This window comes from Cupriavidus sp. MPR-AND1C (assembly GCF_058809705.1).
Map to the genome: position 1 here is coordinate 65743 of NZ_JBXASU010000019.1, position 23394 is coordinate 89136.

The window sequence follows — 23394 nt, forward strand, 5'->3', positions numbered from 1 at the left end:
CTAGCGCCCCGTGATCAGTTCAGGAAGCTCTGCGCCAGCGAGCCCAGCAGCAATTGCCAACCGTCCACCAGCACGAACAGCATCAGCTTGAACGGCAGCGCGATGGTGGCCGGCGGCACCATCATCATGCCCATCGCCATCAGCACGCTGGCTACCACCAGGTCGATGATCAGGAAGGGGATAAAGACGGTAAAGCCGATCTGGAACGCGGTCTTGAGCTCGCTGGTGACAAAGGCGGGCACCAGGATGTGCATCTGCACGTCTTCGGGGCCCTGCATCTCGGGCACCTTGGCCATCTGGGCAAACAGCGCCAGGTCCTTCTCGCGGGTCTGCTTGAGCATGAAGGTCTTGAGCGGCGCGGCGGCCTTGGCGGCGGCGTCTTCCAGGCTGAGCTTGTTCTCGGACAGCGGCTTGTAGGCGTCGGTGTAGATGCGGTCGAACACCGGCGACATGACAAAGAAGGTCAGGAACAGCGACAGTCCCACCAGCACCTGGTTGGGCGGGGAACTGGCCGTGCCCAGCGCATTGCGCAGCAGCCCCAGCACGATGATGATGCGGGTGAAGCCCGTCATCATCAGCATGGCCGCAGGCAGGAACGACAGCGAGGTGAGCAGGACCAGCGTCTGTACCGACAGCGACCAGGTCTGGCTGCCGCCCGGGCCGGCCTTGCTGGTCAGGCCGGGCAATGCCTGCGCGTGGGCCATGGCAGGCAACAGCACCAGCGCAAGGCAGGCGCTCACCAGCAATGCCGCGAGCGCAAGCCGGGAGGGTTGGCTGGCGCATTCGCGCACGGACCGGAGGTGGCGTTGCAGGTGGTGTTGCAAAGTGCGCCGGGAGGCGTCAGGCAGGAAATTCATGACTTCAGGTTGTCTTGCATGGCACGCAGCAGCTTTTGTCCAAAGCTGCCGGCCGGCCCCGGGGTTGCCGTGCTGCCGCAGGGGTGGTCCGGCTTGTGCGCGGCTTGCGCGGGCAAAGTGTGGAGCGTGCGAATCTCGCCGGCGCTCACGCCCAGCACCAGGCAGGTGTCGCCCACTTCCACCATCACCAGGCGCTGGCGGGGCCCGAGCATGGTGCTGCCCACTACCTTCATCTGGCCGCCTTGGCCATGCCGGACCAGGCCGGCGCGGCGCGCCAGCCAGGCCAGCAGCAGGATCAGGGCGATGACGGCAAACAGGCCGAGGCCGGCTTGCGCCAGCCCCGTTGCGCTGCTGACCGGGACATGGCTGCCGGCCCCGGCGTTGCTGGCGATCGTACCGGTACCGGCCGGGCTGGCCGCCGTGGCACTGGCTTGCGCGTGCGCGCTCGCCGCATGCGCCAGGCCCACGCCGGCGGCAAGCGCGGCGTGGGCGGTCCGGCGCGGTCCGGCTTTCATCGGTTGAGCTTCCGGATGCGTTCGGACGGCGTGATGATGTCGGTCAGGCGGATGCCGAACTTATCGTTCACCACGACGACTTCGCCCTGGGCGATCAGGTAGCCGTTGACCAGCACATCCATCGGCTCGCCGGCCAGGCCGTCGAGCTCCACCACCGAGCCCTGGGCCAGCTGCAGCAGCGTCTTGATCGGCACCTTGGTGCGACCAAGCTCTACCGTGAGCTGGACCGGGATATCGAGAATCATCTCGATATCGTTGTGGAAGCCGCTCGGCGTTTCCTTCTCCAGCGGCTGGAAGACCTTGGAGGCGGCCGGTGTGGCTGTGGCTGGCGTGGCGGCGACAGCCTGGGCAGGCGCGGCGGCAGCGGCGAGATCCTCGGCGCTGGTCTGCTCCGCCAGGGCGCTGGCCCAGTCGTCCATCGGGTCGGCCGGCTTGTCGTCTTTGCCGTCAGTCATGGTCGGTTTCCTTGTTGGAATCGATTTCTTGGTGATTGATCATCCGTTCTACGCGCAGCGCATACTGGCCGTTCATGGTGCCAAAGCCGGCCTGCAGCACGGGTACGCCATCGACCTTGCCGAAGACCTGCTCGGGCAACTCGATGGGGAGTACGTCGCCGACGCGCAGCGCCAGCACTTCGGCTACGGTGCTTTCCACGTGGGCAAATTCGGCCACCAGATCCACCTCCGCCGAGCGAATCTGCTGCGACAGCTGGGAGATCCAGCGTTTGTCTACTTCAACCTCGTCCTGCAGCGGGTTCATCAGCAGGTCGCGCACCGGCTCGATCATCGAGTACGGGAAGCAGACGTGCAGCTGGCCACCCACCGCGCCAAGCTCGATATGGAAGGCGGTGGTCACCACCACCTCGCTGAGCATGGCGATGTTGGCAAACTTCGTGTGCATTTCCGAGCGGATATATTCCAGCTCGATCGGATGTACGGCATTCCAGGCCTGGCCGTAGCTGTTGAGCGCAAGGTCCAGCAGGCGCCGGATGATGCGCTGCTCGGTCTGGGTAAAGTCGCGGCCTTCCACGCGGGTGTGGAAGCGCCCGTCGCCACCGAACAGGTTGTCGACCACCAGGAACACCAGGTTGGGGTCGAACACGAACAGCGACGTGCCGCGCAGCGGCTTCATGTGCACCAGGTTCAGGTTGGTCGGCACCGGCAGGTTGCGCACGAAGTCGCCGTACTTCTCGATCCGCACCGAGCCCACCGAGATGTCGGCGCCGCGGCGGATGAAGTTGAACAGCTGGGTGCGAAGCTGGCGGGCAAAGCGCTCGTTGATGATTTCGAGCGTGTGCAGCCGGCCGCGCACGATGCGCTCTTGCGTGGCCAGGTTGTACGGGCGCACGCCATCCTCGGAGACCGGCGCGGCGACCGCGGGCGTATCGGTCTCGCCTGACACGCCTTTCAGTAATTCGTCTACCTCGTCCTGCGAGAGAAACTTGTCGTAGGCCATCTAGTGTCCTGCCCCTTGAGTGCCGTGATGAATGAAAGCGACCATGCACCGATCAGCCCGCGCGCTGGCGTTGGCGCGCGCGCTGTGAGACAGGCAAGGAAAACAAGGACGCATTCATATCGGAGTTGCTGGTGGGGCAGGGCAAAGCGCTTACTGCACCACGAAGGAAGTAAATAGGACGTCCAGGATCTGCTGCTTGGGCAGGTTGGGCGCGAACGGCTGGCTGATGACGTTCTGGATTTCCTGGGCCAGCTTGCGCTTGCCGTCCACCGTCGCCAGATCGGGCGGTTGCTTGGCCGACAGCAGCAGCAAGATGCGGCTGCGGACTTCCGGCAGGTACTCGGTGATGCGCGCCTGGTCCTTCGCGTTCGCCACCTTGAGCGACAAACCGGTATGCAGGAAGCGGTCGCCGTCATCGCTCTTCAGATTGACGGTAAATGCTTCCAGCGGCACAAAAATCGGCGGCGGTACAACCGGAGCGGCAGGCGCGGCCGGTTGGCGGTTGCTCAGGATGTTGCCCAGAAAAAAGCCCCCGGCACCCAGCGCCGCGACGAGCACGACGCCGAGCACCAGCAGCAGTCGCCCGCGCTTGCTCGTGTTGCCGTCAGCCTGGGAAGAAGTGAGCGTATTCGCCATGAGATGCCTGTATCGGAATGCCTTGCCATTCTTGAGGGAATGACCGGCAAGCAAAGGGCCGAAAAAAAGGGTGAAACCCGCTCAGCTTGGCCCTTTGAGCCGAACAGGTCTTGTCATCCGAGCTACGCGGATGGTCTTACAGGGGTTAACGAATGACGGGCACGGAACTTGAGTGGATGTTTGACTAAAAGCCGCACCGGGTACCGGATAGCGGGCGACGGACCAGGAAACCGCGATGATTTGCCGGGTTGGCGAGCGGGGGGCAGGCAGGCGCGGGTGGCCGCCAAGGGCATGGCGCTGGCGCTGGCGATGCCACCGTCACTTGTCGCGCCGCGTTGCTAAGTCGTTGATTGGTTTGTGGATTTAGTCCGCCAGTGGGACGGTGCGGAGAACCGCGCGACGCCGCGGACTGGCGCCACGCCGCGCCTGGCGGGCCGTAGGAGCTGGCTGCGGACCGCGAAGTCCGCATTCCCGGGCCGACCCATTCGCGAGTGGCGCTACCTGTCCGAGGCAGTGCAAAAATATGCATCTAAGTGCATATTTTGGAGGTGGGTAATACGTTGTGCGCCTCGCCATCCAGGGCATCGTTCCGAAAACGCCGCTTCCCGCTGTCTTGTGAAAAAAAACACGAAAATGCGAAGCGTTGGTCTGCTGGGAGGGGCGCGGTGGCGATCGGGGAGGGCCCGAGCCGGCGTCGCCGCGGCTCGGGCGTCCGCAGCTTTGCGCTTCCTGATCCAGTTCCTGCAGCGGTTGAAGGCACTCCCAGAGGTCCCGACCGTGGCCGAAAGCGGGCTGCCGAACTACGACGTAACGCTCAGGTACGGCCTGATCGGACCCAAAGGGATGCCGGCGGATGTGGTGAAGCGACTGAATACGGAGGTGAACCGTATTCTCGCCATGCCTGAGACCGCGACGAAGTTCTCTACAGATGGCGCGGCGCCCGCGGGTGGCACGCCGCAGCAGTTTGGGGGATTGATCTCGCGAGAAGTCACAGCCTGGACCGGGATCGTCACGAAGCTTGGCGTAAAGCCGGACTGACGAAGGAAGCAGGAGGCGGGCCCCCCCGGGGAACCCCCGGGAACGCGCCCGCTATAACTCTCAGTCAGAATCCATATTGGATATCGCGTTGCCCTCTCGGTACAGTTGTCTGGCGTTTTCACGGTGTCTGATCGCCCTCCAACCGAAGAGGTAGTTATGCAAGTGGATTGTCAGAAGGCGTCGCACGACAAGCTGTCGGTGCCGGTGCAGCGTTACGATGTTCGTCGCGATGACGAGATCTCCATTGAGGTATATGCGACAGGGACGGGCCCCGTCGTTGTTCTGTTGCCGTCCCTTGGCCGTGGTGCGACGGATATGCTCGAACTTGCTGAGCCGTTGGTGGATGCCGGCTATCGTGTGCTCTGTCCGGAACCTCGGGGGAACGCTCGGAGCACCGGTCCCATCGAGAATAAGAGCCTCCACGATTGGGCTGGCGATATTGCCGCCGTTATCGAACACGCCGGTCAGGCTCCGGTGGTGATAGTCGGGCACGCCCACGGAAACTGGATTGCTCGGACAACCGCAAGTGACTATCCCCACCTGGTCAGCTCACTGGTGTTGCTCGCAGGCTCTGCGGGCAAGGTGCCTCGCGGGGTCGATGCACTGCCTATTCCTGCCGAGATTCGTGCAAGGATCGAGCAGTGTGCAGACCTGACCCTTCCTGACGAAGTTCGTCTCGACAGCCTGAGGGCGGTCTTTTTTGCGCCGGGCAACGATCCGACCAGTTGGTTGACGGGTTGGAACACCGAATTGATGACGATGCAGACATTGGCCCAGAAGCGGACGCCAGTAGACGACTTCTTTGCCGGCGGTGGAAAGCCTATCTTCAACGTTCATGCTGAGTATGACGTCATCGCGCCTCAGCGGTACGCGAATGTCCTCAGCGAGTATCTGGGCGAACAGGTCACGAATCACACGATTCGCAATGCGGCCCATGCGTTGTTGCCGGAGCGCCTGGATGAAGTTGCCGAGGCAATGATTGCCTACCTTAAATTGCCCACCATAAGGAACGGCGCGTAGTGGCTGAGAGCCTGGCGACCCCAGTCAGCTGACAATTGGCTCACGCATGACGGTACCCAGGACCTTGCGGACGAGTTCCCCTGGTCCTTGCTCGCGCCAGATGGCATAGAGCTGAATATGCCCGGCGGTCTCGCCTATTTCCCGAAAGACGACGCCGGGCATCCCTGCCCGCGCGTACGAACGCGGTACGAGCGCTACCCCTAAACCAAGTCTCACCATCTGGAAGGTCGTCAGCGGATTGCGCGCTGTATGCGCAATGGTAGGGCTGAATCCCGCGTCAAGGCACGATGCAATCATGGCATCGAACAGCGCTGGCGCGTGGTCGCGGGAGAAGGCCACCAGAGGCATTTCCTCCAGGTCCCTTATTGTCAGGTCCGACTTCGTCGTGAACTCGTGTCCCTCTGGCACGACGATCGAAAAATGTTCAGTGAAAATCGGGGCTTTTCCGAGGCTCGCTCGCGTAGGAACCGAGTGCACGACGCCGACATCGAGTTTCCCTTGCATGACTGCGTGCACCTGGTCAGCCGATCCCATGTCCGTTACGGCGATATGCAGTCCCGGAAAGCTCTCAGCCATACGCTTCAGGATTGTCGGGAGCACGTGGTAAATACCGGAGGTAACCATGCCAATCTGAAGCGTACCAATGTCGCCCGCCGCGGTGCGGCGTGCGGTGGATACGGCAACCCGCACCTGTTCCAGGACGGAGCGACAGTCGGATTGAAAGGCGCGGCCGGCGTCGGTGAGCCTGACTTCCCTGCGATTGCGGGTGAGCAGCTCTACGCCAATCTCGTCCTCCAGAGCCTTGATCTGCTGAGACAGTGGAGGTTGCGACATATGCAGTCGCACCGCAGCTTTGCTGAAGTTGAGTTCGTCAGCAACGGTGACGAAGTAGAGCAATTGGCGCAGTTCCATCCCGCTTCCCTTGTGTTTCGTGGCGTAAGGATAGCTCGAAGTGCAGCGTGGAGATGCTAGGGAAGACGTGGAGCGTAGCTGATTCGTCAGCCCTATAACTCATGGAGGCAATCGGTATTGGACGCTTGGCAGGGCGAATCTTAAAGTGGCTTGCATGCGCAGCCGGTGGTCAGTACCGGCGAGAAGCGTAAGAACACTTAGGAGGAGACTGCCATGAAGGTATCTGGACTTAACGCGCGACGTGCCGCCATCGGCCTGGCTGGTGCACTGTCGATGGCAATCGGCCTGCCTTCGCATGCGGCAGGGGACTACCCGAATCGGCCCATCAAGATGGTGATTCCCTATACCCCCGGCGGTTCCATCGATACGGTTGGCCGGCTGGTCGCCGCGCAACTGCAGCGTCAGATGGGGCAACCTATTGTTGTGGAGAATCGCCCAGGCGCGTCGGGGATGATCGGCTCGGAAGCCGTTGCCAAGGCCCAGTCGGACGGCTATACGCTCCTCTTCAACGCGTCCAGCCAAGTCTATCTTCCTCTGGTTGCCAAGAACGCACCGTATGACGCCATCAAGGACTACACCCCGATTGGACAGATTGGCCACGTGCCGCTGCTAGTGGTGGCGAATACCAATGTTCCGGCGAACTCGCTGCGCGAGCTCGTGCAGCTGGCCAAGGCCAAGCCAAGAACCTACGCCTGGGCGACTTCGGGGCTGGGGACGACCAGCCATCTCACTGAAGAGATGATCCGCCACTCGTTCAAGCTCGATATGGAGATTGTTTCCTACAAAGGGGCGGTTCCACAGCTCAACGATGTCATGGGAGGCCATGTAACAGCTGCGGTTTCGCCGATGCCTGGCGTATATCCGTTCGTCAAGGGCGGGCGTTTGAAGGTCCTCGCGGTTACCAGTGGCAAGCGGATTCCCCAACTGCCTGATGTCCCGACTGTGGCGGAGAGCGGGCTGCCAGGCTTTGAGTTGCTGTCATGGTACGGAATCTGGGGCCCGGCTAATCTGCCGGCTGAGATCACACAACGCCTTTCACGAGAAATCAACAAGGCCGTCCAGGATCCGGCGATGAAGGCGCGATTCGCGGATATGTCGTTCGAGACCGTGCAATCGACACCGGAGCAGTTCAAGGCATTGATCAGCTCCGACATCACCAAGGTGTCCGCCATCGTCAAGGCAGCAAATATTCAGATTGATTGAGACGAGACGACTATGAAATTCAACGGGCCGGATGTGGAAATGACAGCGGCGCTTGCATCCTGGATTGCGAACGTCAGAAATGACGACCTGCCGCTGGAGGTGAGAGAGGCCGTTGGCTTGCTGTCTCTCGACACCTTCGGGGCGGGACTCACCGGCCATGATGAGCCGTGGTCGAAAGCCATCGCCGACTGGGCAGCCGAGGGCAGCCAGGTGCCACGTGTGAAGGGCGCGCGCGCCTGGGGAAGTCAGAGCGTGACATATCGGGCAGCTGATGCAGCCCTGGTAAATGGCGCAGCGGCGCATGCGTATGAATTGGATGACTTTCACAATGCAAAGGTCCATCTTGGTGCCGTCGTGTTGCCGGCGGTCTTCGCTTTGGCAGAGGAGCACCACGTAGCGCCTGGGCGGGTGGAGACCGCCATCGCCGTCGGTTACGAGACGATGATCCGCTGTTCACTTGCGCTACAGCCGGCGCTTGCACGTATGAAGGGGTGGCACATGACGGCCGTGTGCGCGCCGTTAGGTGCCGCAGCGGCTTCGGCGGTCATGCTGGGCCTCGACGCCCAGCGTACGGCGTGGGCGCTGGGACTTGCCGGCACCCAATCTGGCGGGCTCTTCGCATTTGCATGCGATGGCTCGGATTCGAAGCGCTTCCATCCGGGGCGCGGTGCTCATGCCGGGGTCATGGCAGCCGAACTCGCGGCACGAGGGCTTACGGGTCCGGGAAAACTGTTCGAGACCGAAGATGGAGGGTGGTTGAAGGCATTCTCGGATGATCCCAGGCCGGACGAAATCCTGAACGGGTTGGGCCGGGAATGGCGCATGCCACGAACCAACTTCAAGCCATATGCCTGCTGTGGGAGCGCGCACTCTCATGTGGATTGCGCGCTTCAGCTGAGGGAAGAGTGGTCCCGCCAGGGGAAAATCAAGGTCGGCATGCCCACTGTCGTGGACGTGCAGTGCGGCTACAGGTACGAGCCGGGAAGCGTGCTCAACGCCCAGATGAGCGGACGCTACAGCCTCGCCGTGGCTCTGATCGATGGGCAGGTCCTGCCTGCACAGTTTGGCGACAAGCGGCTGTCTGACCCGGAGGTTGTCGCACTTGCAAATGCAATGGAAATCGTCCGCGATCCTCAGCTTGATGCGCTGTATCCGGCGAGCTTCTGCGGATGGGTGGAGCTTGAGTCGCGAGATGGCAAGCGAGTACGGGCGGAACAAACCAATCCGTCCGGCTCAGCGGAGAATCTTGAGCGCCCGGCAGCCATTCGCGCAAAGTTCAGGGCATTGACAGAGTCGGTCTTGTCACCGGGGCAGGCAGACGAGCTAACCGCCGCGTTTGGAAGGCTAAGCACGACTTGCGTCAAGGACATTCTCACCTTGGCCGTTCGTCGGAACTAAGCTACTGAGCTGTCCACGTCTGGAACTCCAAGTGCCTTCAAGGCTCGCAGCAGTACCGGTGACTGGTTCGCGGGGTTCCAGATTGCAGAGTATTCCGCCACGGCTGAGACATCGTTTAGCTCCCTCAGTGCAACGCCTGGCAACGAAGCCTTCGCAAGCGTGGCAGGGACCAGAGCGAAACCTCGTCCCAAGCCTACGAGGCTGACCACGGAAAGCAGATGCTTGGCGTAGTGGCGGATGTGGGGACTGAATCCGGCTTGCATGCACGTGGCGGTAACGAGATCGAAGTAAGCAGGCGCGCTGTCACGTGGAATTGCGACGAAAGGGACATCCGCGAGCTGGAAAAGGTCGATCTTCTTGCGTTTTGACGCAGGGTGGTCGTCCGGTAGCGCTGCAACCAGGCGTTCTTTATGAACGACGTGTGCGCGCAACTCAGCAGGCGGTGTTCCTATTTGGGCGAACCCGAGATCAATGCGGTCGCGTTGCAATGCGTCGACTTGCTCGGCCGTGCTGATTTCTTCCCAGGTCAGGTCAATCTCGCTGATGTCTTTTTCGAACTTTCGGACGATGTTCTCGATGTTCATGTAGAGCACAGCCGCGACGAAACCGATGCGGAGGTGGCCGATGTCACCGTGTTCCGCCTTCTTGACCGCTTCCACCGTCGCATCAAGCTGGTTCAGCATGCGGCGTGCTTCGCGCACCAGCGCTGAGCCAGCTGGTGTCAGTTTCACGGTACGCCGGTTGCGGTCGAAGAGTTGCACGCCCAAGTCTTCCTCCAGCTGCTGGATGTGCTTCGTCAGGGGCGGCTGGGATATCGCAAGCCGTTGCGCGGCGCGGCCGAAATGGAGTTCTTCGGCTAGCACGAGAAAGAGGCGGAGGGTACGGAGTTCGAGCATTTCGGGTGCTGCTGCATTGCAGCAGGGCGGCGTCGATGAGTCTCACTTATTCTAATCGGGAATTAGTCTCTTCCGAAATATGTATTGGACGCTATCGATTCGTCGACCCAGAATACAGCCATCAAATCAAGAATGAAACGGAGACAAGCCTTACCCGGCGGCACATCGATGATGGCGTCCGGGGCGGTGTTCCGGTTCATTGTCACCTCGGAACACATGCACACCATGGAACGTCTCCAGCCGCTCAAACCTGAAGAACTGTCGCCCGAACAGCGCGAGGTGTACGACGCCATTGCTTCCGGTCCGCGTGGCCAAGTACGTGGCCCGCTGGCCATGTGGCTGCACCGCGCCGGGCTTGCCAGCCGAGCCCAGGCACTTGGACAGTATTGCCGTTACGACTCTTCGCTGCCTCCTCGACTTTCCGAGCTTGCCATTCTTGTGATGGCCCGGACCTGGATGGCCGAGTTTGAGTGGTGGGCCCACAAGCCTATCGCGCTGAAGGCGGGCGTGTCATCCGAGGTAGTCGAAGCGATTCGCGTTGGCAAGACGCCGGAGTTTTCGCTCCCGGATGAAGCCGTCGTCTACGACTTCATTCATGAACTCCACGCTACGCGCAATGTCTCGGATGCGCTCTATCAACGTGCGCTCGACGTCCTTGGCAAGGAGAGGGTCGTAGACCTGGTGGGTGTGGCCGGGTATTACACCCTGATCTCCATGACCATCAATGTGTTTGGCGTCGTGCCGCCTGACGGGAGCGCGCCGGAGCTCCAGAAAGCCTGACGGCTTGCGTTCCAATCAACTTCGTTTGCGAATCAAGAGATAGAGGTATCAAGAATGGCTGGTCGTCTGGAAGGAAAGGTCGTCATCGTTACCGGTGCAGGTTGCGTCGGTCCGGGCTGGGGTAATGGTCGTGCGGTTGCTGTGCGTTTTGCGGAAGAAGGCGCGAAGGTATTCGCGGTGGACAAGAACCAGGACCCGATGGTGGAAACCCTGGACCGTCTGGCGGCAGTCGGTGGCGAGTTTGCATCGCATCTCTGCGATGTGACTGACTCGGCCGCCGTTGGCGCAATGGTCGAGGCCTGTGTTGAACGATTTGGCCGCGTGGATATCCTGGTCAACAATGTTGGCGGGTCTGCGAAGGGCGGGCCGGTTCAGCTGAGCGAAGAAGACTGGGACCGTCAGCTTAACTTCAACCTGAAGAGCGTTTTCCTGACTTGCAAGCACGTGCTGCCGCACATGGAAAAGCAGGGTAGCGGCGCCATCGTGAATACGGCGTCAACGTCCGGTATCCGCTGGACTGGTTCCGCTCAAGTGGGGTATGCATCGGCCAAGGCTGCCATCATCCAGTTCTCACGCGTGGTTGCCGTTGAGTACGCGAAGAAGAACGTTCGCGTGAACACGGTGGTTCCTGGCCAGATGCACACGCCGATGGTCGAGGCGCGCCTGGCAGGTCAGCGTGCGGGTGGCGATGTCGATACGCTGCTCGCGCAACGTCAGGCTCGCATTCCTCTTGGCTTCATGGGCGATGGCCGCGACACGGCGAACGCTGCACTCTTCCTGGCTTCGGACGAGGCTCGGTTCGTCACCGGTACTGAGATTATCGTTGACGGCGGCATGAGCGTTCGCTGCGACTAACCCTGAATGACACATAACAGCGCAAGAGAAGTAGAGGAGTCGCAATGAAATCAAGTTTCCACGTGATGCGCCGTCGGTCGCTCGGTCTGGTGGCCGCTGCGGTACTGGGGGCTGCAGCATTCCCCGCAGCGGCCGGCGGGGCATATCCGGACAAGCCGATTCGACTGGTCGTGGCGTTCTCGGCGGGAGGTCCTACCGACATCATCGCTCGCGTCATCGCGAAAGACATGAGCGCTCGGCTGGGGCAGCAAATTATCGTAGACAACCGGCCGGGCGCAGGTGGAAACATTGCTGCGGAGTTTGTGGCAAAGTCGCCGGCCGACGGATACACGTTGCTCTATAACAGCTCCTCGATTGCGATTTCTCCTGCGCTGTTCAATCTCTCGAAACTGAATCCGGATCAGATTTTTACGCCGGTCGGTTACGTAGCAAATGTGCCGCTTGTTCTCATCGTGAACTCGGCGTCGCCGGTCAAGACACCGGCCGACTTTATCAAGTTGCTCAAGGACAAGCCTGGCCAGCTGAACTTTGGCTCGTCAGGCAACGGCACCATCGATCACCTGACGAGTGCCGTGTTCGCTGAAAAAACGAAGACGAAGTTCAACCACGTGCCGTACAAAGGCAACGCGGCGGCATTGCCTGACCTTCTGGCTGGCCGCATTGATTTCATGATGTCCGGAAGCCTGAATGCCGTCCTGCCGTTCGTCAAGGAAGGAAGGCTGCGCGCCATTGCTGCTACCACGTCGAAGCGAGTTTCGGTTTTGCCCGGCGTTCCTACGTTGGCGGAAACCGTGATTCCCGGATTTGACTCGGGCACGTGGCAAGGAATCGTGGCACCGGTGGGCGCCACGGCGCAGGTCGTTGAACGCCTGAATCGCGAGCTGAACCAGACGCTGAAGTCGCCGGAGGTTGTGAAGGCGTTGCAGGCGCAAGGCGCGGAGCCCACCGGCGGAACGCCTTCGCAGTACCACGACCTCATCCACAAGGAGTACGTTCGTTGGACGAAGGTCGTCAAAGAGACCGGCGCTACGGCGAACTAAACGATTCAAGGCAAGGGAAGCATGTCGGTTTCCACTCCTGTGTGGGATTGCCACACGCATATCTACGGCCCTTACGATCGCTATCCGCTGCCCAAGGAAGCCGTCTATGTGCCAGAGGCCGCGCCATTCGACGCGCTACGTGCGGTACACAAATCGATCGGCATCACCCACGGGGTGATTGTCCAGGCTGCCAACTATGGGCCGAATCATTGCGCGTTGTTGGCTGCCTTGGATGCTGGCAAAGGGACGTACCGAGGTATCGCCGTCATTTCGCCAGAAATCCCGGATGAAAAGCTCGCGATGATGGCGGCTCGTGGCGTCAAGGGGATTCGGATTGGTCTGATGAGCCATCTGGGTAACTCGTTTGATGCCGGCAAGGTGCGAGCGCTGGTTGAGCGCATACGACCGTACGGTTGGCACGCGCTGATCCATGGAGAACCCAAGAACGTAATGGCTGCGGTGGATGCTGCTGGTCACTATGGCGTGAAGCTGGTCATAGACCACATGGCCCGTCTTCCCCTTGATGCGCCTGACCTGACTGCCCGCCTCGACGACATCTGCACGCTGCTGCGTCACGAGCATGTATGGATCAAGGTTTCCGGAGTTGACCGTATCACCAAGGGTCGACTGGACGCGCCAGAGGCCAAAGCGGTGTTGCAGCGCCTGGTCAATACGGCGCCGAAGCGTGCAATCTGGGGGACGGACTGGCCGCATCCGAACCTGACTTATCCAGTGCCCAAGGACGATGCACTGCTCTCCTGGCTAGGTTCCGCTGTCGGGGATGAAGCCATGCTGAAAGCCGTTCTGTCCGAGAACCCCGCCAGCCTGTATCAATAACAATGCCAGAGAGGAGACCATCATGCAGGACGCTTCCTTGTCGGTCGAGCCCATCCGCTATCCGGACGCACGCATTCAAGCACTCAGCCCGCGGTTCGAAAAGTACCACTTGCCTCTGGCAGCGATCGACCGCATCGCGACGGGTGGCCGATGGAATGAGGGGCCTGTGTGGTTTGGCGATGCACGCTGTCTGCTTTGGAGTGACGTGCCGAACAACCGGATTCTTCGCTGGGACGAGGAGACGGGCAACACCACCATCTTTCGCAAGCCATCTAACAACGCCAACGGGAATACCCGCGACAGGCAAGGGCGCTTGGTTACCTGCGAGCACGGCGGCCGACGAGTCACCCGTACTGAATACGATGGCTCCATCACCGTGTTGGCTGACCAGTACGACGGGAAGCCGTTGAATTCCCCCAACGATGTGGTTGTGAAGTCGGATGGATCTGTCTGGTTCACGGATCCGCCGTTTGGCATCGTCGGGTTCTACCAGGGCGAGAAAGCCGTAGCCGAGCTTCCCGAGCGTGTCTATCGCATTGATCCGCATACCGGGGAGCTGAGCGTGGTTGCTGACGATGTGAGCGGTCCAAATGGCCTGGCTTTCTCTCCAGATGAGAAACTTCTGTACGTCATCGAGTCCCGCACTCGTCCGCGTCGGATTCGTGCCTTTCACGTATCCGGCGACGGTGAAAGCCTGACGGACAGCAAGGTGTTGATCGATGCCGGACCCGGCACCCCTGATGGCTTCAGGGTAGATGTTGACGGAAACCTTTGGTGCGGTTGGGGAATGGGCACGCCTGAGCTTGACGGAGTACGGGTCTTCGCTCCGGACGGTGAGGCGATTGGTCACATTGGCCTGCCTGAGCGATGCGCCAATCTTTGTTTCGGTGGTCGTCACCGCAATCGGCTTTTCATGGCGTCGTGCACGTCAATCTACGCCCTTTACGTCAACACGCAAGGGGCAATCGGCGGCTGACTGGCGCCGATTCAAGCGTTTCCATAGAGAGGGCGGTGGTATGAGAAGGACATTCCTGCGGGTGGCTTTGGCCTGCGCAATGGCAGCGCTTTGCTCGCAATCCGCGATGGCGGCGGAAATCGCCCGGATGGTGGTAGCGTTTCCGGCTGGCGGTCCTGCGGATGCCCTGGCACGGTCGATCGCAAAACAGCTCGAAATCGAACTCAAGCGAACCGTCATCATCGACAACCGCCCAGGTGCAAATGGCGCTATCGCAGTCAGCGCGGTGACGAAGGGACCTGCCGATGGTTCGGTCTTCTTCCTGACCAGCGCCGGCGCAATCGTCATCAATCCAGCGTTGTATAAGAACCTGTCCTATAAGCCCGAAAAGGACTTGGTCCCCGTTTCTCTTGTGACGACCACGCCGCAGGTCATCGTTGCCCCTATGCAGTCCAAGTTCACGACGGCAAAAGACATCGTTGTTCTGAGTCGTTCGGGTAAGGCGGTGTCGCTGGCTTCCTCCGGGGTTGGCAGCATGCCGCATATGGCTATCGAACTCTTCAAGGCATCGACCGGCGCCGAGTTCCTCCATGTGGCATACAAGGGTGCAGCGCCGGCGATCACGGACACCATTGGCGGGCAAGTTGATGCGTTCTTCGGCGATGCCTCTGGCCTGCTGCCTTTCATCGCAGGGAAAAAACTCAAGCCCATCGCCGTGACGACGAGTGCGAGGCTGCCCTATCTTCCCAACGTGCCCACGCTTGAAGAGGGAGGTATCAAGGGGGTGATCGCCGAGAACTGGTACGGCGTGATGGTACCGGCCGGCACCTCGCAGAAGGTTGTCCAGGAACTCAATTCCGCCATTCGCAAGACGCTCGAGAACAAGGAAGTCAAGGCTGGTCTCACGACCATGGGCATGACTCCGACACCGTCGTCTCCCTCGGAATTCGCTTCACGGATCCGCTCGGATGGAGAGAAGTGGTCGCGACTCATCACGGAACGCCGCGTGAAGCCGGAGTGACACGCAACGGAACTTTCTGACCCCTGTCCGACTTTGTAAAGTCTCCAGGAATTGAGGCAGGGTTAGCCCGGCGGAGTGCCTACCGCCGGGCTTTTTTTTGTATTTGTCGCAAGCGTCGTTCGGTGGCCGGCTTGGATGGTGCTCCGCAAAATTCCACGGTATGGAATTTTGGGGGTGTCCGATCGCCAGCTTGCCGCTAACCTGTATCTAACAAAGAAACGCGCTGAGATGAGGGACGTATCGCGTCTCACACGCTCAAGCATTCGTTAACAGGAGACAAGTATGAATATCATCCGTGCGGCCTTCGTGCGAAGCATCGCTCTCGCATTGATTCCACTGGCAGCCGCTGTTGCACCATCTGCGGCGTCTGCCGCCTATCCAGACAAGCCAATTCGCCTGGTCGTTCCGTTTGCTCCGGGCGGCGGCACGGATCTGGTTGCGCGGGCGATGGGAATCACGATGGGCGAGGAGCTGGGGCAGCCCGTCATTGTGGACAACAAGCCGGGTGGCAGCACCATCATCGGTACCGACGCGGTTGCGAAGGCCGCGCCCGATGGCTACACGATGGTGATGGCAACCTTGGCACACGCGGTCAACCCCAGCCTTCACAAGAAGCTGCCGTTCGATACCGAAAAGGCATTCGCTCCGGTGATGCTTGTCGGCCGGTCGCCCAATGTGCTGGTGGTTCGCCCCGATAGCGCGATCAAGTCCGTTCAGGATCTCATTGCTGCCGCCAAAGCGAAGCCTGGAAAAATCACCTACGCCTCGCAAGGCGCGGGCACGTCCGCCCACCTGGCCGGCGAGCTCTTCAAGAAGCTGGCCAAGGTCGACATGAACCATATCCCATACCGCGGTGCGGGCCCGGCAATTACTGACCTGCTTGGCGGGCAGGTCGATGTGATGTTCGCAACAGCGGCAGCCGTGGCACCTCATATCGAGAGCGGGAAGCTCCGCGCCATTGCAGTGACCACAGCACAACGCTCGCGGGCTGGCGGCCTGAGCAAGGTTCCGACCATCGCTGAGAGCGGTGTCCCCGGTTACTCCGCCGACAGCTGGTACGGCCTCTTCGTGCCGGCAGGCACGCCCAAGGATGTTATCGCGCGTCTGAATGCTGCCGCCAAAAAGGCAGTTCAGACAGAAATGTTTCGCAAGCGTGCTGAACAGGAAGGCCTGACGGTGAGCGCCGGTTCCCCTGAAGAGTTTGGCCGGTATGTAGCCGGTGAGAGCCAGCGCTGGAGCAAGATCATCAAGGAATCAAACATCACGGCCGACTAACCGCGGTGTAGTTACGAAAACTGGATTGGATCATGGAAAACTATTCCCTTATCGAACTGAAGTACGAGTCTGGCGTGGCTGTCATCGCGCTTAACCGTCCCGAGAAGCGCAACGCCATGAGCGACGATATGCGCACCGAGTTCATCGACGCACTCGAGCGTGTTGCTGCCGACAAAGCGGTGCGGGCTCTGGTGATCACCGGAAACGGCAAGGGATTCTGCGCTGGCGGCGACGTATCCGGTATGAAGCGCCGGATGGAGGCGCCGCAAGGCGAGGTTGGGTTCAATGGCTGGAGTCGTCAGCAGCGCGTGCATTACACTCAAAAGCTGCTGCATACCATGCCCAAGCCGACCGTTGCGGCGGTCAATGGCGCAGCCGCTGGCCTTGGCGCAGACACGGCGCTGTGCTGCGACTTCGTCATCGCGTCGGAGCACGCATCGTTCTCCTGGTCTTACATCAATCGTGGCCTGATTCCGGACGGTGGCGGCATGTACTTCCTGCCGCGACGGGTTGGTCTGGCGAAGGCCAAGGAGTTGGTCTTTACCGGCCGGAAGGTCGCGATTGAAGAGGCAAAGGAGATTGGCATTGTCGATCGCGTCAGCCACGCTGACAGCCTCGTGGCAGACGCCGTGGCATGGGCAAAGGAACTGAGTCAAGGTTCGCCCACTGCAATCGCGCTGGGCAAAACCATCATGAATCAGTCTTACGAATTGCCGGCGGATCAAATCTTTGCTCAGGGCAGCCAGGCTCAAGGCATCTGCTACACCAGCGCTGAACACCGTGAGTCGGTACTGGCGTTCCTGAACAAACTCGCAGACAAGGGCTGAGCCATGAATGCTATCCAACGCCTTGTGGCGCCGCGTAGCGTCGCAGTGATCGGTGCATCCGCCGACCCGACGAAGACGGCTGGCCGGCCGGTCCAATATCTCCGCAAGCATGGCTTCACCGGCGCTATCTACCCCATCAACCCGAAGGTTGGCGAGATTGATGGCCTGCGTTGTTACCCGGATGTGGCTTCCCTTCCAGAGGTACCGGACGTCGGCATCGTACTGCTTGGCGCCGAGCGTGCGCATTTGGCGGTTCGCGACCTTGCTGCCAAGGGCGCCGGGGCTGCGATCGTGCTGGCAAGCGGGTACACGGAAACCGGTCCCGAGGGCGCACGGCGTCAAGCCGAACTGATTGAGGCCGCGGGCGATATGCGGTTGCTCGGCCCGAACACGATTGGCCTGGTGAACCTGACCGATGGAATTCCGCTCTCTGCCAGCGGCGCTCTGGAGATGGACAAGTTTCCGGCCGGCAGCATCGGCGTTGTGTCGCAAAGCGGCGGCATCCTCGGCGCGCTGTTGTCGCGCGCGGCTGCTCGAGGGATCGGGATGTCCAAGCTGGTTTCCACGAGCAATGAGGTGGATCTCGATCTGGCGGATTTTATCGACTATCTGGCGGACGACGCGGCGACCAAGGTCATCGCGCTGTATGTCGAGAGTATCCGCAATCCCGAGACCTTCCGGCGTGCTGCGCTGAAGGCCGCTCGCGCTGGCAAGCCGGTTGTGGCATTCAAGATCGGTCGTTCGGAGAGCGGCGCGCGCGCTGCGGTATCGCACACCGGTGCGCTGGCCGGTGCTGACCGAATGTATGACGCACTGTTTGACCAGGTGGGCGTCATTCGCGCGCAATCCTTCGCGGACCTGCTGGATATTCCGGCCGCGCTTTCCACGGGGCGCAAACTGGCAGGAAAGCGAATCGCGATCCTCACGTCTACAGGCGGTGCTGGTACGCTGGTTTCGGATAGCCTGGGTGTCGCCGGTTTCGAGACGCCGGCCCCGGATGAAGAGACGGCAGAGAAGCTGCGCGCGCTGCAAAAAGGGGACCATGCCGCGCTGGACCGTAACCCGATTGACGTGACGTTGGCCGGCCTGCAGCCAGACCTGCTTCGTGCGGCGATTCGCATCCTGCTGGACAGTCCGAGCTACGATGCAGTCACCGTCATCGTCGGATCATCGAGTCTGGCAATGCCCGACCTGATGGCAAACGCCATTCGCGATTGCCTCCCGACCAGCGCCAAGCCGGTCATCGCATACGTCAGCCCGCATGCGCCGGAAGTGGCGTCGCTCTTGAATCGGTGCGCAGTGCCGGCGTTTTCGGCCCCCGAGGCCTGCACGGTGGCTTTCCAGGCGATGCTGCGCTCCGGCTCGTCTAATAGCGCAGAGGATCTCGGCACTGAACCGAAAGCCGCTCCCAAGCTGGACGACTTTGGTTCGGGATCACTGGATGAGGCGGCTGGCAAAGCACTGTTTGGTGCGTTTGGGGTGCCGGTGACGCGAGAGACGGTGGTGAAGAGCCCGGAAGAGGCTCTCGCGGCCGCCAGGCAGTTCGAGGGTGGCGTGGTGCTGAAGATCTTGTCTGGCGAGATCACCCACAAGAGCGATGTCGGCGGGGTGGCTGTCAATGTGGACCCCGCTCGGATTGGCGAGCGGCTGGTTCAGATGGGCGACCAGGTCGAACAGGCGGTCGGTACGCGCCCGACTCGCTTCCTGGTACAGGAAATGGTGAAGGGTGGCGTCGAGGTCATTCTCGGCATGCACCGGGACCCGCTTGGCACGGGCATTCTCCTTGGGATGGGCGGTGTCGCCGCGGAACTGTTTGAGGACACGACGCTGCGCCTGCTGCCGTCGGGTCGCGGTTTGTCGAAGACGGTCGCGCTGGAAATGATCCGCTCATTGAAGACCGTCCCGTTGCTGGAGGGTTATCGCGGTCGGCCGAAGGCGGATGTCGATGCGTTGGCTGATGCCATCGTAGCCTTCTCGGACATGGTTGCTGCGCTCGGTGAAAAGCTGGTGGAGGCCGAAATCAACCCGGTCTTTGTCCTGCCGGAAGGACGCGGCGTGGTGGCTGGCGATGCCGTCGCAGTCCTCGGTGCCTGAAGTCCTGACGACTTCGGTGGAGGGGCACAAGGTCGCATGGCGGGTCGTCGGTGACGGCCCGCCAGCGATTCTCCTGCAGGGCGGCCATGGCTCATGGAGGCACTGGGCTCGGAATATCGCATCGTGGTCGGGCGTTCGCCGACTGCTGATTCCCGATATGCCAGGGTTTGGCGACTCGGACGACTCGCCGTTTGCCGACATGGCCGGATTTGTCGGCCTGTTGGCGAAATCGATAGACCAACTACCCACCAGTGACGGAAGCGTCGACCTGGTGGGTTTCTCGTTTGGTGGGCTTGCTGCCGCTCATCTGGCATGGGGTGATGCAGACGTAACAGTCACCCCGGCCGGGATTCCAGACATCATCCATGTCTCCCGTCCCAATGCCGGTGCGCAATGCGCTGACGGCCGCACGCGTGTGTGCGTCGTTCCGGCAGCGGGGCATTGGGGCCAGTACGAGGCTGGTCAATCGGTGAACGAACTCCTGCTGCAGTTGTGGCAGGACACAGAAAATAGCCTGGCTGGTGCCGGGCGAGGAGCCTAAACGTGTACGCAACAGAAGCCTTCGGCAAGTTCTACGCCACCGTCCAGTCTGCGCCGCTTCCCCCGCAAGCCATGCACCACGCCAAGCGCGCCCTGGTGGATTGGCATGCCGCGGTTTATCCCGGTATCAGCCATGAGGCCGTTGCGATCCTGGAGCGCATTCTCGAAGACGAGTTGGGGACGGGCAGCGCAAAGCTGGCGTCCGGCAAGTCCGCGATCATCAGGGCGGCGGCGTTGATCAATGGCGCGGCCGCGCATGCGGCGGAGATCGATGATAGTTTCAAGGACGCCATGTATCACCCGGGGGCACCTACGATTGCCGCGGCAATCGCTGCTGCCCAGGGCGTAGGCGCCACCGGCGAGACGTTGCTCAAGGGCATTGTCGTCGGCTACGAGATCTCTACTCGCATCGGCGTTGCTCTTGGCCGCGGTCACTACAAATACTGGCACAACACCGCAACTGTCGGCGTATTTGGCGCCGCGTCCGCGGCGGCCTTCATTTACGGTGCAACGCCGGCCCAACTGGCTCACGCGCTGGCAACGGCTGCGACCTTCTCCGCGGGCCTGCAGCAAGCGTTCCGGATGGACTCCATGTCGAAGCCGCTGCATGTGGGGCGCGCTGCGGAGGGAGGACTGCTGGCGGCCAAAGCAGCAGCCGCGGGCGCAACCGGTTCGCTGGATGTCCTGGATGGTGATGCCGGCCTCGGCAAGGCTATGTCCGATGGTGCGAACTGGGACGCGGTGGCTGCGACGCTCGGCAGTGACTTCCATATCTGCCGGTTGACTTTCAAGAACCACATCGGTTGCGGCCACACGTTCGCGGCGATTGATGGCGCCTTGGCGTTGAAGGCTGTGCTCGGCATCGATTCCAGCAAGATCAGACGCATCCACGTCGCGACATACCGGCCCGCACTCGATATTGCTTGCAATCTGAATCCGAAGACCGAGAATGAGGCCAAGTTCAGTTTGAAGTACATTGTCGCGACCGCTTTGGCATTCGGCAGCGTGCGGCTTGCAGCCTACACACCGGAAAGGATTACTGACGCCGAAACTCGCCGACTGATGGACTGCATGACCATTGAGGTCGATCCGGAGATTGACGCGGCGTTTCCCGGAAAGCGCGCTGCGAACATCCGCATCGAGACTGTCGACGGGCAAGTTGCCGAACACTTCCAGCCGAATCGCAAGGGCGACCCTGAGGATCCTCTCACCGATGCGGACCTCGATGCGAAGTTGCTCGAGCTTGCATCTCCTGTTCTGGGGCAATCCGTGGCAGAGAAGCTTGCTTCGGCACTTTGGCGCATCGACCGTGCGACAACGGTGGATTTCGCACGGTAACCCATAAAAACAGAGATCAGGAGGAGACAAAATGCGCAGAAATCTCTTGAGGCTGACCTGCGTTTGCGCAGCGTTCCCGGCGCTGCCCGTCCTGGCCGCATCGTACCCGGAACGTCCGGTTCGAATTGTCGTCCCGTTTCCTGCAGGTGGCGGAACGGATGCCATTGCAAGGTCGCTCGGCGAAGCGCTGTCACGTCGCCTCGGCAAGCCATTCATCGTCGAGAACAAGCCGGGCGCGGCGTCCATCATGGGTTCGGACCAGGTAAGCAAGAGCCCGGCGGATGGGTATATGCTGCTTCTGACGACGAGCGCGTTCGCGATTGTGGCAAGCGTTGGTCCCAAGCTCCCCTATGACGGCACGCGCGCGTTCGAGCCGGTCGCGTCATTGGGGCGCGCGCCTAACGTTGTGCTTGTCCGAAAAGAGAGTCGGCTGACATCGATGGAAGACCTGTTGCAGGTTGCCAAGGCTTCCCCGGGGAAGCTGACATATGGCTCGGCTGGCAACGGAAGCTCGGTGCATCTGGCTGCCGAGTATCTGCAGGCGATGTCTGGCATCAGGTTGATTCATGTTCCTTACAAGGGATCGGCACCGCAGTTTGCCGACCTCCTCGCGGGCCATATCGATGCCGCGTTTGCCACCATGGCCAGCTCGGCGAGCCTCATCCGGGATGGCCGCGTGCGCGCGCTGGCCGTGACCTCCGCTGATCGCTCCCCCACGTTTCCGGGGGTACCGACCGTCGGTGAAGTTGGCGTGAAGGGATATAGCGCGGACGTCTGGTACGGTGTCTTTGCGCCGAAGGGCACGCCCCCGGCGATCGTCCAGGTTCTCTTCCAAACGATTGCGAGTGCTTCGGCGAGTGGCCCGTATCGCGAGCGTCTGACGCGGGAGGGCGTGACCGGTAAGGTAGGTTCGCCACAAGAACTGACGGCCACCGTCGACCAGGAAGTCGCGCGATGGAAGAGCGTCGCGAAGGAACGAAATATTCAGTTTGACTAGCCACATCGGCCTGCGGCTCACCATGACGAAACCCATCGCAAATCCAGACCGTGTGAAACCGGGAAAGGGAAAGGCGACACCCAACCGGTCGCTAGAACGGGGAATATCCGTCTTGCGGGCGTTCCGGGCAGGCTCGTCAATGCTCGGCAATAGCGAGATCGCTGATAGAACGGGACTCTCGCGGTCGACCGTGAGCCGACTTACGCAGTCATTGGTCGAGAGCGGAATGCTCGAGTATGTTCCGCAATTTCGCGCTTACCGGTTGGGCGTTCCGGTCCTGAGCATGGCGCATGCAATGCGCGACGGCTCCACGGTTCTAAAGGCGGCGACTCCACTCATGACAGAGGTGGCGACGCGCCACAAGATAAACGTCGGACTAGCGGTGGCTGATGATGATGACATGGTGTATCTGGAGTCATTCCGTTACAGCAGGCGCCAATCGCTCCGTACTATCGTTAGTGGCTTGCGTATCCCCATGGCTTTGACATCCCTGGGCAGGGCTTACCTGGCGACACTGTCCGCGACCAACTTTGACATTGCGATGCGCGAGATGGCCGGCCGTAACCCAGGGCGAGCGTGGCACTCTATTCGCAAGGAGATCGAACTGGCGGTCAAGTCAGTGCAGGAGAACGGATATTGCGTGGCGTCGTGGCAGCCGCAGGTGGTGGCAGTTGCAACGCCAATGCAGATCGAGGGCTATGGCACGTACGTCCTCAACGCCAGCATCTCGACTCAGCAGACGGTCGAGGAGGTCGAAGCCACGCTCGCAAAGCCTCTGCTGTCCTTGGCGGCCTCGATTCAAGCGGCGATCAGTCGTATTGAATGAATGCGACGAGGCACCGTGAGTTTGCTCACAACTTGCGTTGTCCGTTGTCCGTTGAGCGTTTGGGCGGGACGCTGTGTGC

Annotated in this window: 24 protein-coding genes; 17 read left to right on the top strand and 7 right to left on the bottom strand. The window is 61.1% G+C overall.

The window, feature by feature from the left end:
* Nucleotides 1-14: 14 nt before the first annotated feature.
* The 5 genes from fliP to fliL form a co-directional block, all read right to left on the bottom strand.
* Complete coding sequence (gene fliP / locus AC1RWI_RS13345; RefSeq protein ID WP_043353412.1) at nucleotides 15-857, bottom strand: flagellar type III secretion system pore protein FliP; 843 nt, start codon at nucleotides 855-857, stop codon at nucleotides 15-17.
* Entirely contained in the window at nucleotides 854-1372 is a 519-nt protein-coding gene (gene fliO, locus AC1RWI_RS13350) for a flagellar biosynthetic protein FliO (RefSeq protein ID WP_492866879.1), read from the bottom strand. Before fliO ends, fliP begins: the two co-directional genes overlap by 4 nt.
* A complete protein-coding gene (gene fliN, locus AC1RWI_RS13355; protein ID WP_043353414.1) occupies nucleotides 1369-1827 on the bottom strand; it encodes a flagellar motor switch protein FliN in 459 nt (152 codons plus the stop codon). The genes fliO and fliN overlap by 4 nt, the downstream gene beginning before the upstream one ends.
* On the bottom strand, nucleotides 1820-2827 hold the full coding sequence (fliM, locus tag AC1RWI_RS13360) for a flagellar motor switch protein FliM (protein ID WP_043353416.1): 1008 nt from the start codon (nucleotides 2825-2827) through the stop codon (nucleotides 1820-1822). Before fliM ends, fliN begins: the two co-directional genes overlap by 8 nt.
* A gap of 150 nt (nucleotides 2828-2977) precedes the next feature.
* Nucleotides 2978-3463: a flagellar basal body-associated protein FliL gene (gene fliL / locus AC1RWI_RS13365; protein ID WP_043353421.1), complete on the bottom strand. Its 486-nt coding sequence runs from the start codon at nucleotides 3461-3463 to the stop codon at nucleotides 2978-2980.
* A gap of 720 nt (nucleotides 3464-4183) precedes the next feature.
* On the opposite strand from fliL, the gene AC1RWI_RS13370 reads away from it, so the two are divergent.
* A complete protein-coding gene (locus AC1RWI_RS13370) occupies nucleotides 4184-4501 on the top strand; it encodes a tripartite tricarboxylate transporter substrate-binding protein (protein WP_052494885.1) in 318 nt (105 codons plus the stop codon).
* Between the two features lie 156 nt (nucleotides 4502-4657).
* Nucleotides 4658-5521, top strand: coding sequence for an alpha/beta fold hydrolase (locus tag AC1RWI_RS13375; protein ID WP_492866883.1), 864 nt, complete (start codon nucleotides 4658-4660; stop codon nucleotides 5519-5521).
* 24 nt (nucleotides 5522-5545) lie between these two features.
* On the opposite strand, the gene AC1RWI_RS13380 is transcribed toward AC1RWI_RS13375, so the two are convergent.
* Nucleotides 5546-6433 carry a LysR family transcriptional regulator gene (locus tag AC1RWI_RS13380; protein WP_492866885.1) on the bottom strand — a complete coding sequence of 296 codons (888 nt, stop codon included), beginning with the start codon at nucleotides 6431-6433 and terminating at the stop codon, nucleotides 5546-5548.
* Nucleotides 6434-6646: 213 nt separating this feature from the next.
* On the opposite strand from AC1RWI_RS13380, the gene AC1RWI_RS13385 reads away from it, so the two are divergent.
* Both AC1RWI_RS13385 and AC1RWI_RS13390 read left to right on the top strand, forming a co-directional pair.
* The gene (locus tag AC1RWI_RS13385) at nucleotides 6647-7636 is read left to right on the top strand and encodes a Bug family tripartite tricarboxylate transporter substrate binding protein (protein WP_492866887.1); all 990 of its coding nucleotides are present in this window, start codon (nucleotides 6647-6649) and stop codon (nucleotides 7634-7636) included.
* 12 nt (nucleotides 7637-7648) lie between these two features.
* A complete protein-coding gene (locus AC1RWI_RS13390) occupies nucleotides 7649-9034 on the top strand; it encodes an MmgE/PrpD family protein (protein ID WP_492866889.1) in 1386 nt (461 codons plus the stop codon).
* Here AC1RWI_RS13390 and AC1RWI_RS13395 read toward each other — a convergent pair.
* Entirely contained in the window at nucleotides 9031-9930 is a 900-nt protein-coding gene (locus AC1RWI_RS13395; RefSeq protein ID WP_043353433.1) for a LysR family transcriptional regulator, read from the bottom strand. The genes AC1RWI_RS13390 and AC1RWI_RS13395 overlap by 4 nt on opposite strands.
* An 84-nt stretch (nucleotides 9931-10014) precedes the next feature.
* Here AC1RWI_RS13395 and AC1RWI_RS13400 point away from each other — a divergent pair, with 84 nt between their 5' ends.
* The 13 genes from AC1RWI_RS13400 (at nucleotide 10015) to AC1RWI_RS13460 (ending at nucleotide 23315) form a co-directional block, all read left to right on the top strand.
* The gene (locus AC1RWI_RS13400) at nucleotides 10015-10710 is read left to right on the top strand and encodes a carboxymuconolactone decarboxylase family protein (protein ID WP_492866891.1); all 696 of its coding nucleotides are present in this window, start codon (nucleotides 10015-10017) and stop codon (nucleotides 10708-10710) included.
* Between the two features lie 54 nt (nucleotides 10711-10764).
* Nucleotides 10765-11565, top strand: coding sequence for an SDR family NAD(P)-dependent oxidoreductase (locus AC1RWI_RS13405; RefSeq protein ID WP_492866893.1), 801 nt, complete (start codon nucleotides 10765-10767; stop codon nucleotides 11563-11565).
* Nucleotides 11566-11609: 44 nt separating this feature from the next.
* Nucleotides 11610-12605, top strand: coding sequence for a Bug family tripartite tricarboxylate transporter substrate binding protein (locus AC1RWI_RS13410; RefSeq protein ID WP_492866895.1), 996 nt, complete (start codon nucleotides 11610-11612; stop codon nucleotides 12603-12605).
* A gap of 21 nt (nucleotides 12606-12626) precedes the next feature.
* Nucleotides 12627-13442 carry an amidohydrolase family protein gene (locus tag AC1RWI_RS13415; protein WP_492866897.1) on the top strand — a complete coding sequence of 272 codons (816 nt, stop codon included), beginning with the start codon at nucleotides 12627-12629 and terminating at the stop codon, nucleotides 13440-13442.
* A gap of 22 nt (nucleotides 13443-13464) precedes the next feature.
* Complete coding sequence (locus tag AC1RWI_RS13420) at nucleotides 13465-14418, top strand: SMP-30/gluconolactonase/LRE family protein (RefSeq protein WP_043353443.1); 954 nt, start codon at nucleotides 13465-13467, stop codon at nucleotides 14416-14418.
* 40 nt (nucleotides 14419-14458) lie between these two features.
* A complete protein-coding gene (locus AC1RWI_RS13425) occupies nucleotides 14459-15418 on the top strand; it encodes a Bug family tripartite tricarboxylate transporter substrate binding protein (RefSeq protein WP_492866899.1) in 960 nt (319 codons plus the stop codon).
* 282 nt (nucleotides 15419-15700) lie between these two features.
* Nucleotides 15701-16693, top strand: a complete 993-nt coding sequence (locus AC1RWI_RS13430; protein ID WP_492866901.1) for a tripartite tricarboxylate transporter substrate binding protein — start codon at nucleotides 15701-15703, stop codon at nucleotides 16691-16693.
* A 32-nt stretch (nucleotides 16694-16725) separates the two neighbouring features.
* Nucleotides 16726-17520: an enoyl-CoA hydratase/isomerase family protein gene (locus AC1RWI_RS13435; protein ID WP_043353449.1), complete on the top strand. Its 795-nt coding sequence runs from the start codon at nucleotides 16726-16728 to the stop codon at nucleotides 17518-17520.
* 3 nt (nucleotides 17521-17523) lie between these two features.
* Nucleotides 17524-19614, top strand: a complete 2091-nt coding sequence (locus AC1RWI_RS13440) for an acetate--CoA ligase family protein (protein ID WP_492866903.1) — start codon at nucleotides 17524-17526, stop codon at nucleotides 19612-19614.
* Nucleotides 19607-20155 (top strand): alpha/beta fold hydrolase, encoded by a 549-nt coding sequence (locus AC1RWI_RS13445; protein ID WP_492866905.1) that lies wholly within the window; start codon nucleotides 19607-19609, stop codon nucleotides 20153-20155. Before AC1RWI_RS13440 ends, AC1RWI_RS13445 begins: the two co-directional genes overlap by 8 nt.
* 2 nt (nucleotides 20156-20157) lie before the next feature.
* On the top strand, nucleotides 20158-21492 hold the full coding sequence (locus tag AC1RWI_RS13450; protein WP_492866907.1) for an MmgE/PrpD family protein: 1335 nt from the start codon (nucleotides 20158-20160) through the stop codon (nucleotides 21490-21492).
* A gap of 31 nt (nucleotides 21493-21523) precedes the next feature.
* A complete protein-coding gene (locus AC1RWI_RS13455) occupies nucleotides 21524-22489 on the top strand; it encodes a Bug family tripartite tricarboxylate transporter substrate binding protein (RefSeq protein ID WP_492866909.1) in 966 nt (321 codons plus the stop codon).
* Between the two features lie 22 nt (nucleotides 22490-22511).
* Nucleotides 22512-23315, top strand: coding sequence for an IclR family transcriptional regulator (locus tag AC1RWI_RS13460; protein ID WP_492866922.1), 804 nt, complete (start codon nucleotides 22512-22514; stop codon nucleotides 23313-23315).
* Nucleotides 23316-23394 lie beyond the last annotated feature (79 nt).

Bases quoted from the DNA above. Each gene is read 5' to 3' on its own strand.
- fliP (WP_043353412.1), bottom strand. From the start codon at position 857: ATGAATTTCCTGCCTGACGCCTCCCGGCGCACTTTGCAACACCACCTG.
- fliO (WP_492866879.1), bottom strand. From the start codon at position 1,372: ATGAAAGCCGGACCGCGCCGGACCGCCCACGCCGCGCTTGCCGCCGGC.
- fliN (WP_043353414.1), bottom strand. From the start codon at position 1,827: ATGACTGACGGCAAAGACGACAAGCCGGCCGACCCGATGGACGACTGG.
- fliM (WP_043353416.1), bottom strand. From the start codon at position 2,827: ATGGCCTACGACAAGTTTCTCTCGCAGGACGAGGTAGACGAATTACTG.
- fliL (WP_043353421.1), bottom strand. From the start codon at position 3,463: ATGGCGAATACGCTCACTTCTTCCCAGGCTGACGGCAACACGAGCAAG.
- AC1RWI_RS13375 (WP_492866883.1), top strand. From the start codon at position 4,658: ATGCAAGTGGATTGTCAGAAGGCGTCGCACGACAAGCTGTCGGTGCCG.
- AC1RWI_RS13380 (WP_492866885.1), bottom strand. From the start codon at position 6,433: ATGGAACTGCGCCAATTGCTCTACTTCGTCACCGTTGCTGACGAACTC.
- AC1RWI_RS13385 (WP_492866887.1), top strand. From the start codon at position 6,647: ATGAAGGTATCTGGACTTAACGCGCGACGTGCCGCCATCGGCCTGGCT.
- AC1RWI_RS13390 (WP_492866889.1), top strand. From the start codon at position 7,649: ATGAAATTCAACGGGCCGGATGTGGAAATGACAGCGGCGCTTGCATCC.
- AC1RWI_RS13395 (WP_043353433.1), bottom strand. From the start codon at position 9,930: ATGCTCGAACTCCGTACCCTCCGCCTCTTTCTCGTGCTAGCCGAAGAA.
- AC1RWI_RS13405 (WP_492866893.1), top strand. From the start codon at position 10,765: ATGGCTGGTCGTCTGGAAGGAAAGGTCGTCATCGTTACCGGTGCAGGT.
- AC1RWI_RS13410 (WP_492866895.1), top strand. From the start codon at position 11,610: ATGAAATCAAGTTTCCACGTGATGCGCCGTCGGTCGCTCGGTCTGGTG.
- AC1RWI_RS13415 (WP_492866897.1), top strand. From the start codon at position 12,627: ATGTCGGTTTCCACTCCTGTGTGGGATTGCCACACGCATATCTACGGC.
- AC1RWI_RS13420 (WP_043353443.1), top strand. From the start codon at position 13,465: ATGCAGGACGCTTCCTTGTCGGTCGAGCCCATCCGCTATCCGGACGCA.
- AC1RWI_RS13425 (WP_492866899.1), top strand. From the start codon at position 14,459: ATGAGAAGGACATTCCTGCGGGTGGCTTTGGCCTGCGCAATGGCAGCG.
- AC1RWI_RS13430 (WP_492866901.1), top strand. From the start codon at position 15,701: ATGAATATCATCCGTGCGGCCTTCGTGCGAAGCATCGCTCTCGCATTG.
- AC1RWI_RS13435 (WP_043353449.1), top strand. From the start codon at position 16,726: ATGGAAAACTATTCCCTTATCGAACTGAAGTACGAGTCTGGCGTGGCT.
- AC1RWI_RS13440 (WP_492866903.1), top strand. From the start codon at position 17,524: ATGAATGCTATCCAACGCCTTGTGGCGCCGCGTAGCGTCGCAGTGATC.
- AC1RWI_RS13455 (WP_492866909.1), top strand. From the start codon at position 21,524: ATGCGCAGAAATCTCTTGAGGCTGACCTGCGTTTGCGCAGCGTTCCCG.
- AC1RWI_RS13460 (WP_492866922.1), top strand. From the start codon at position 22,512: ATGACGAAACCCATCGCAAATCCAGACCGTGTGAAACCGGGAAAGGGA.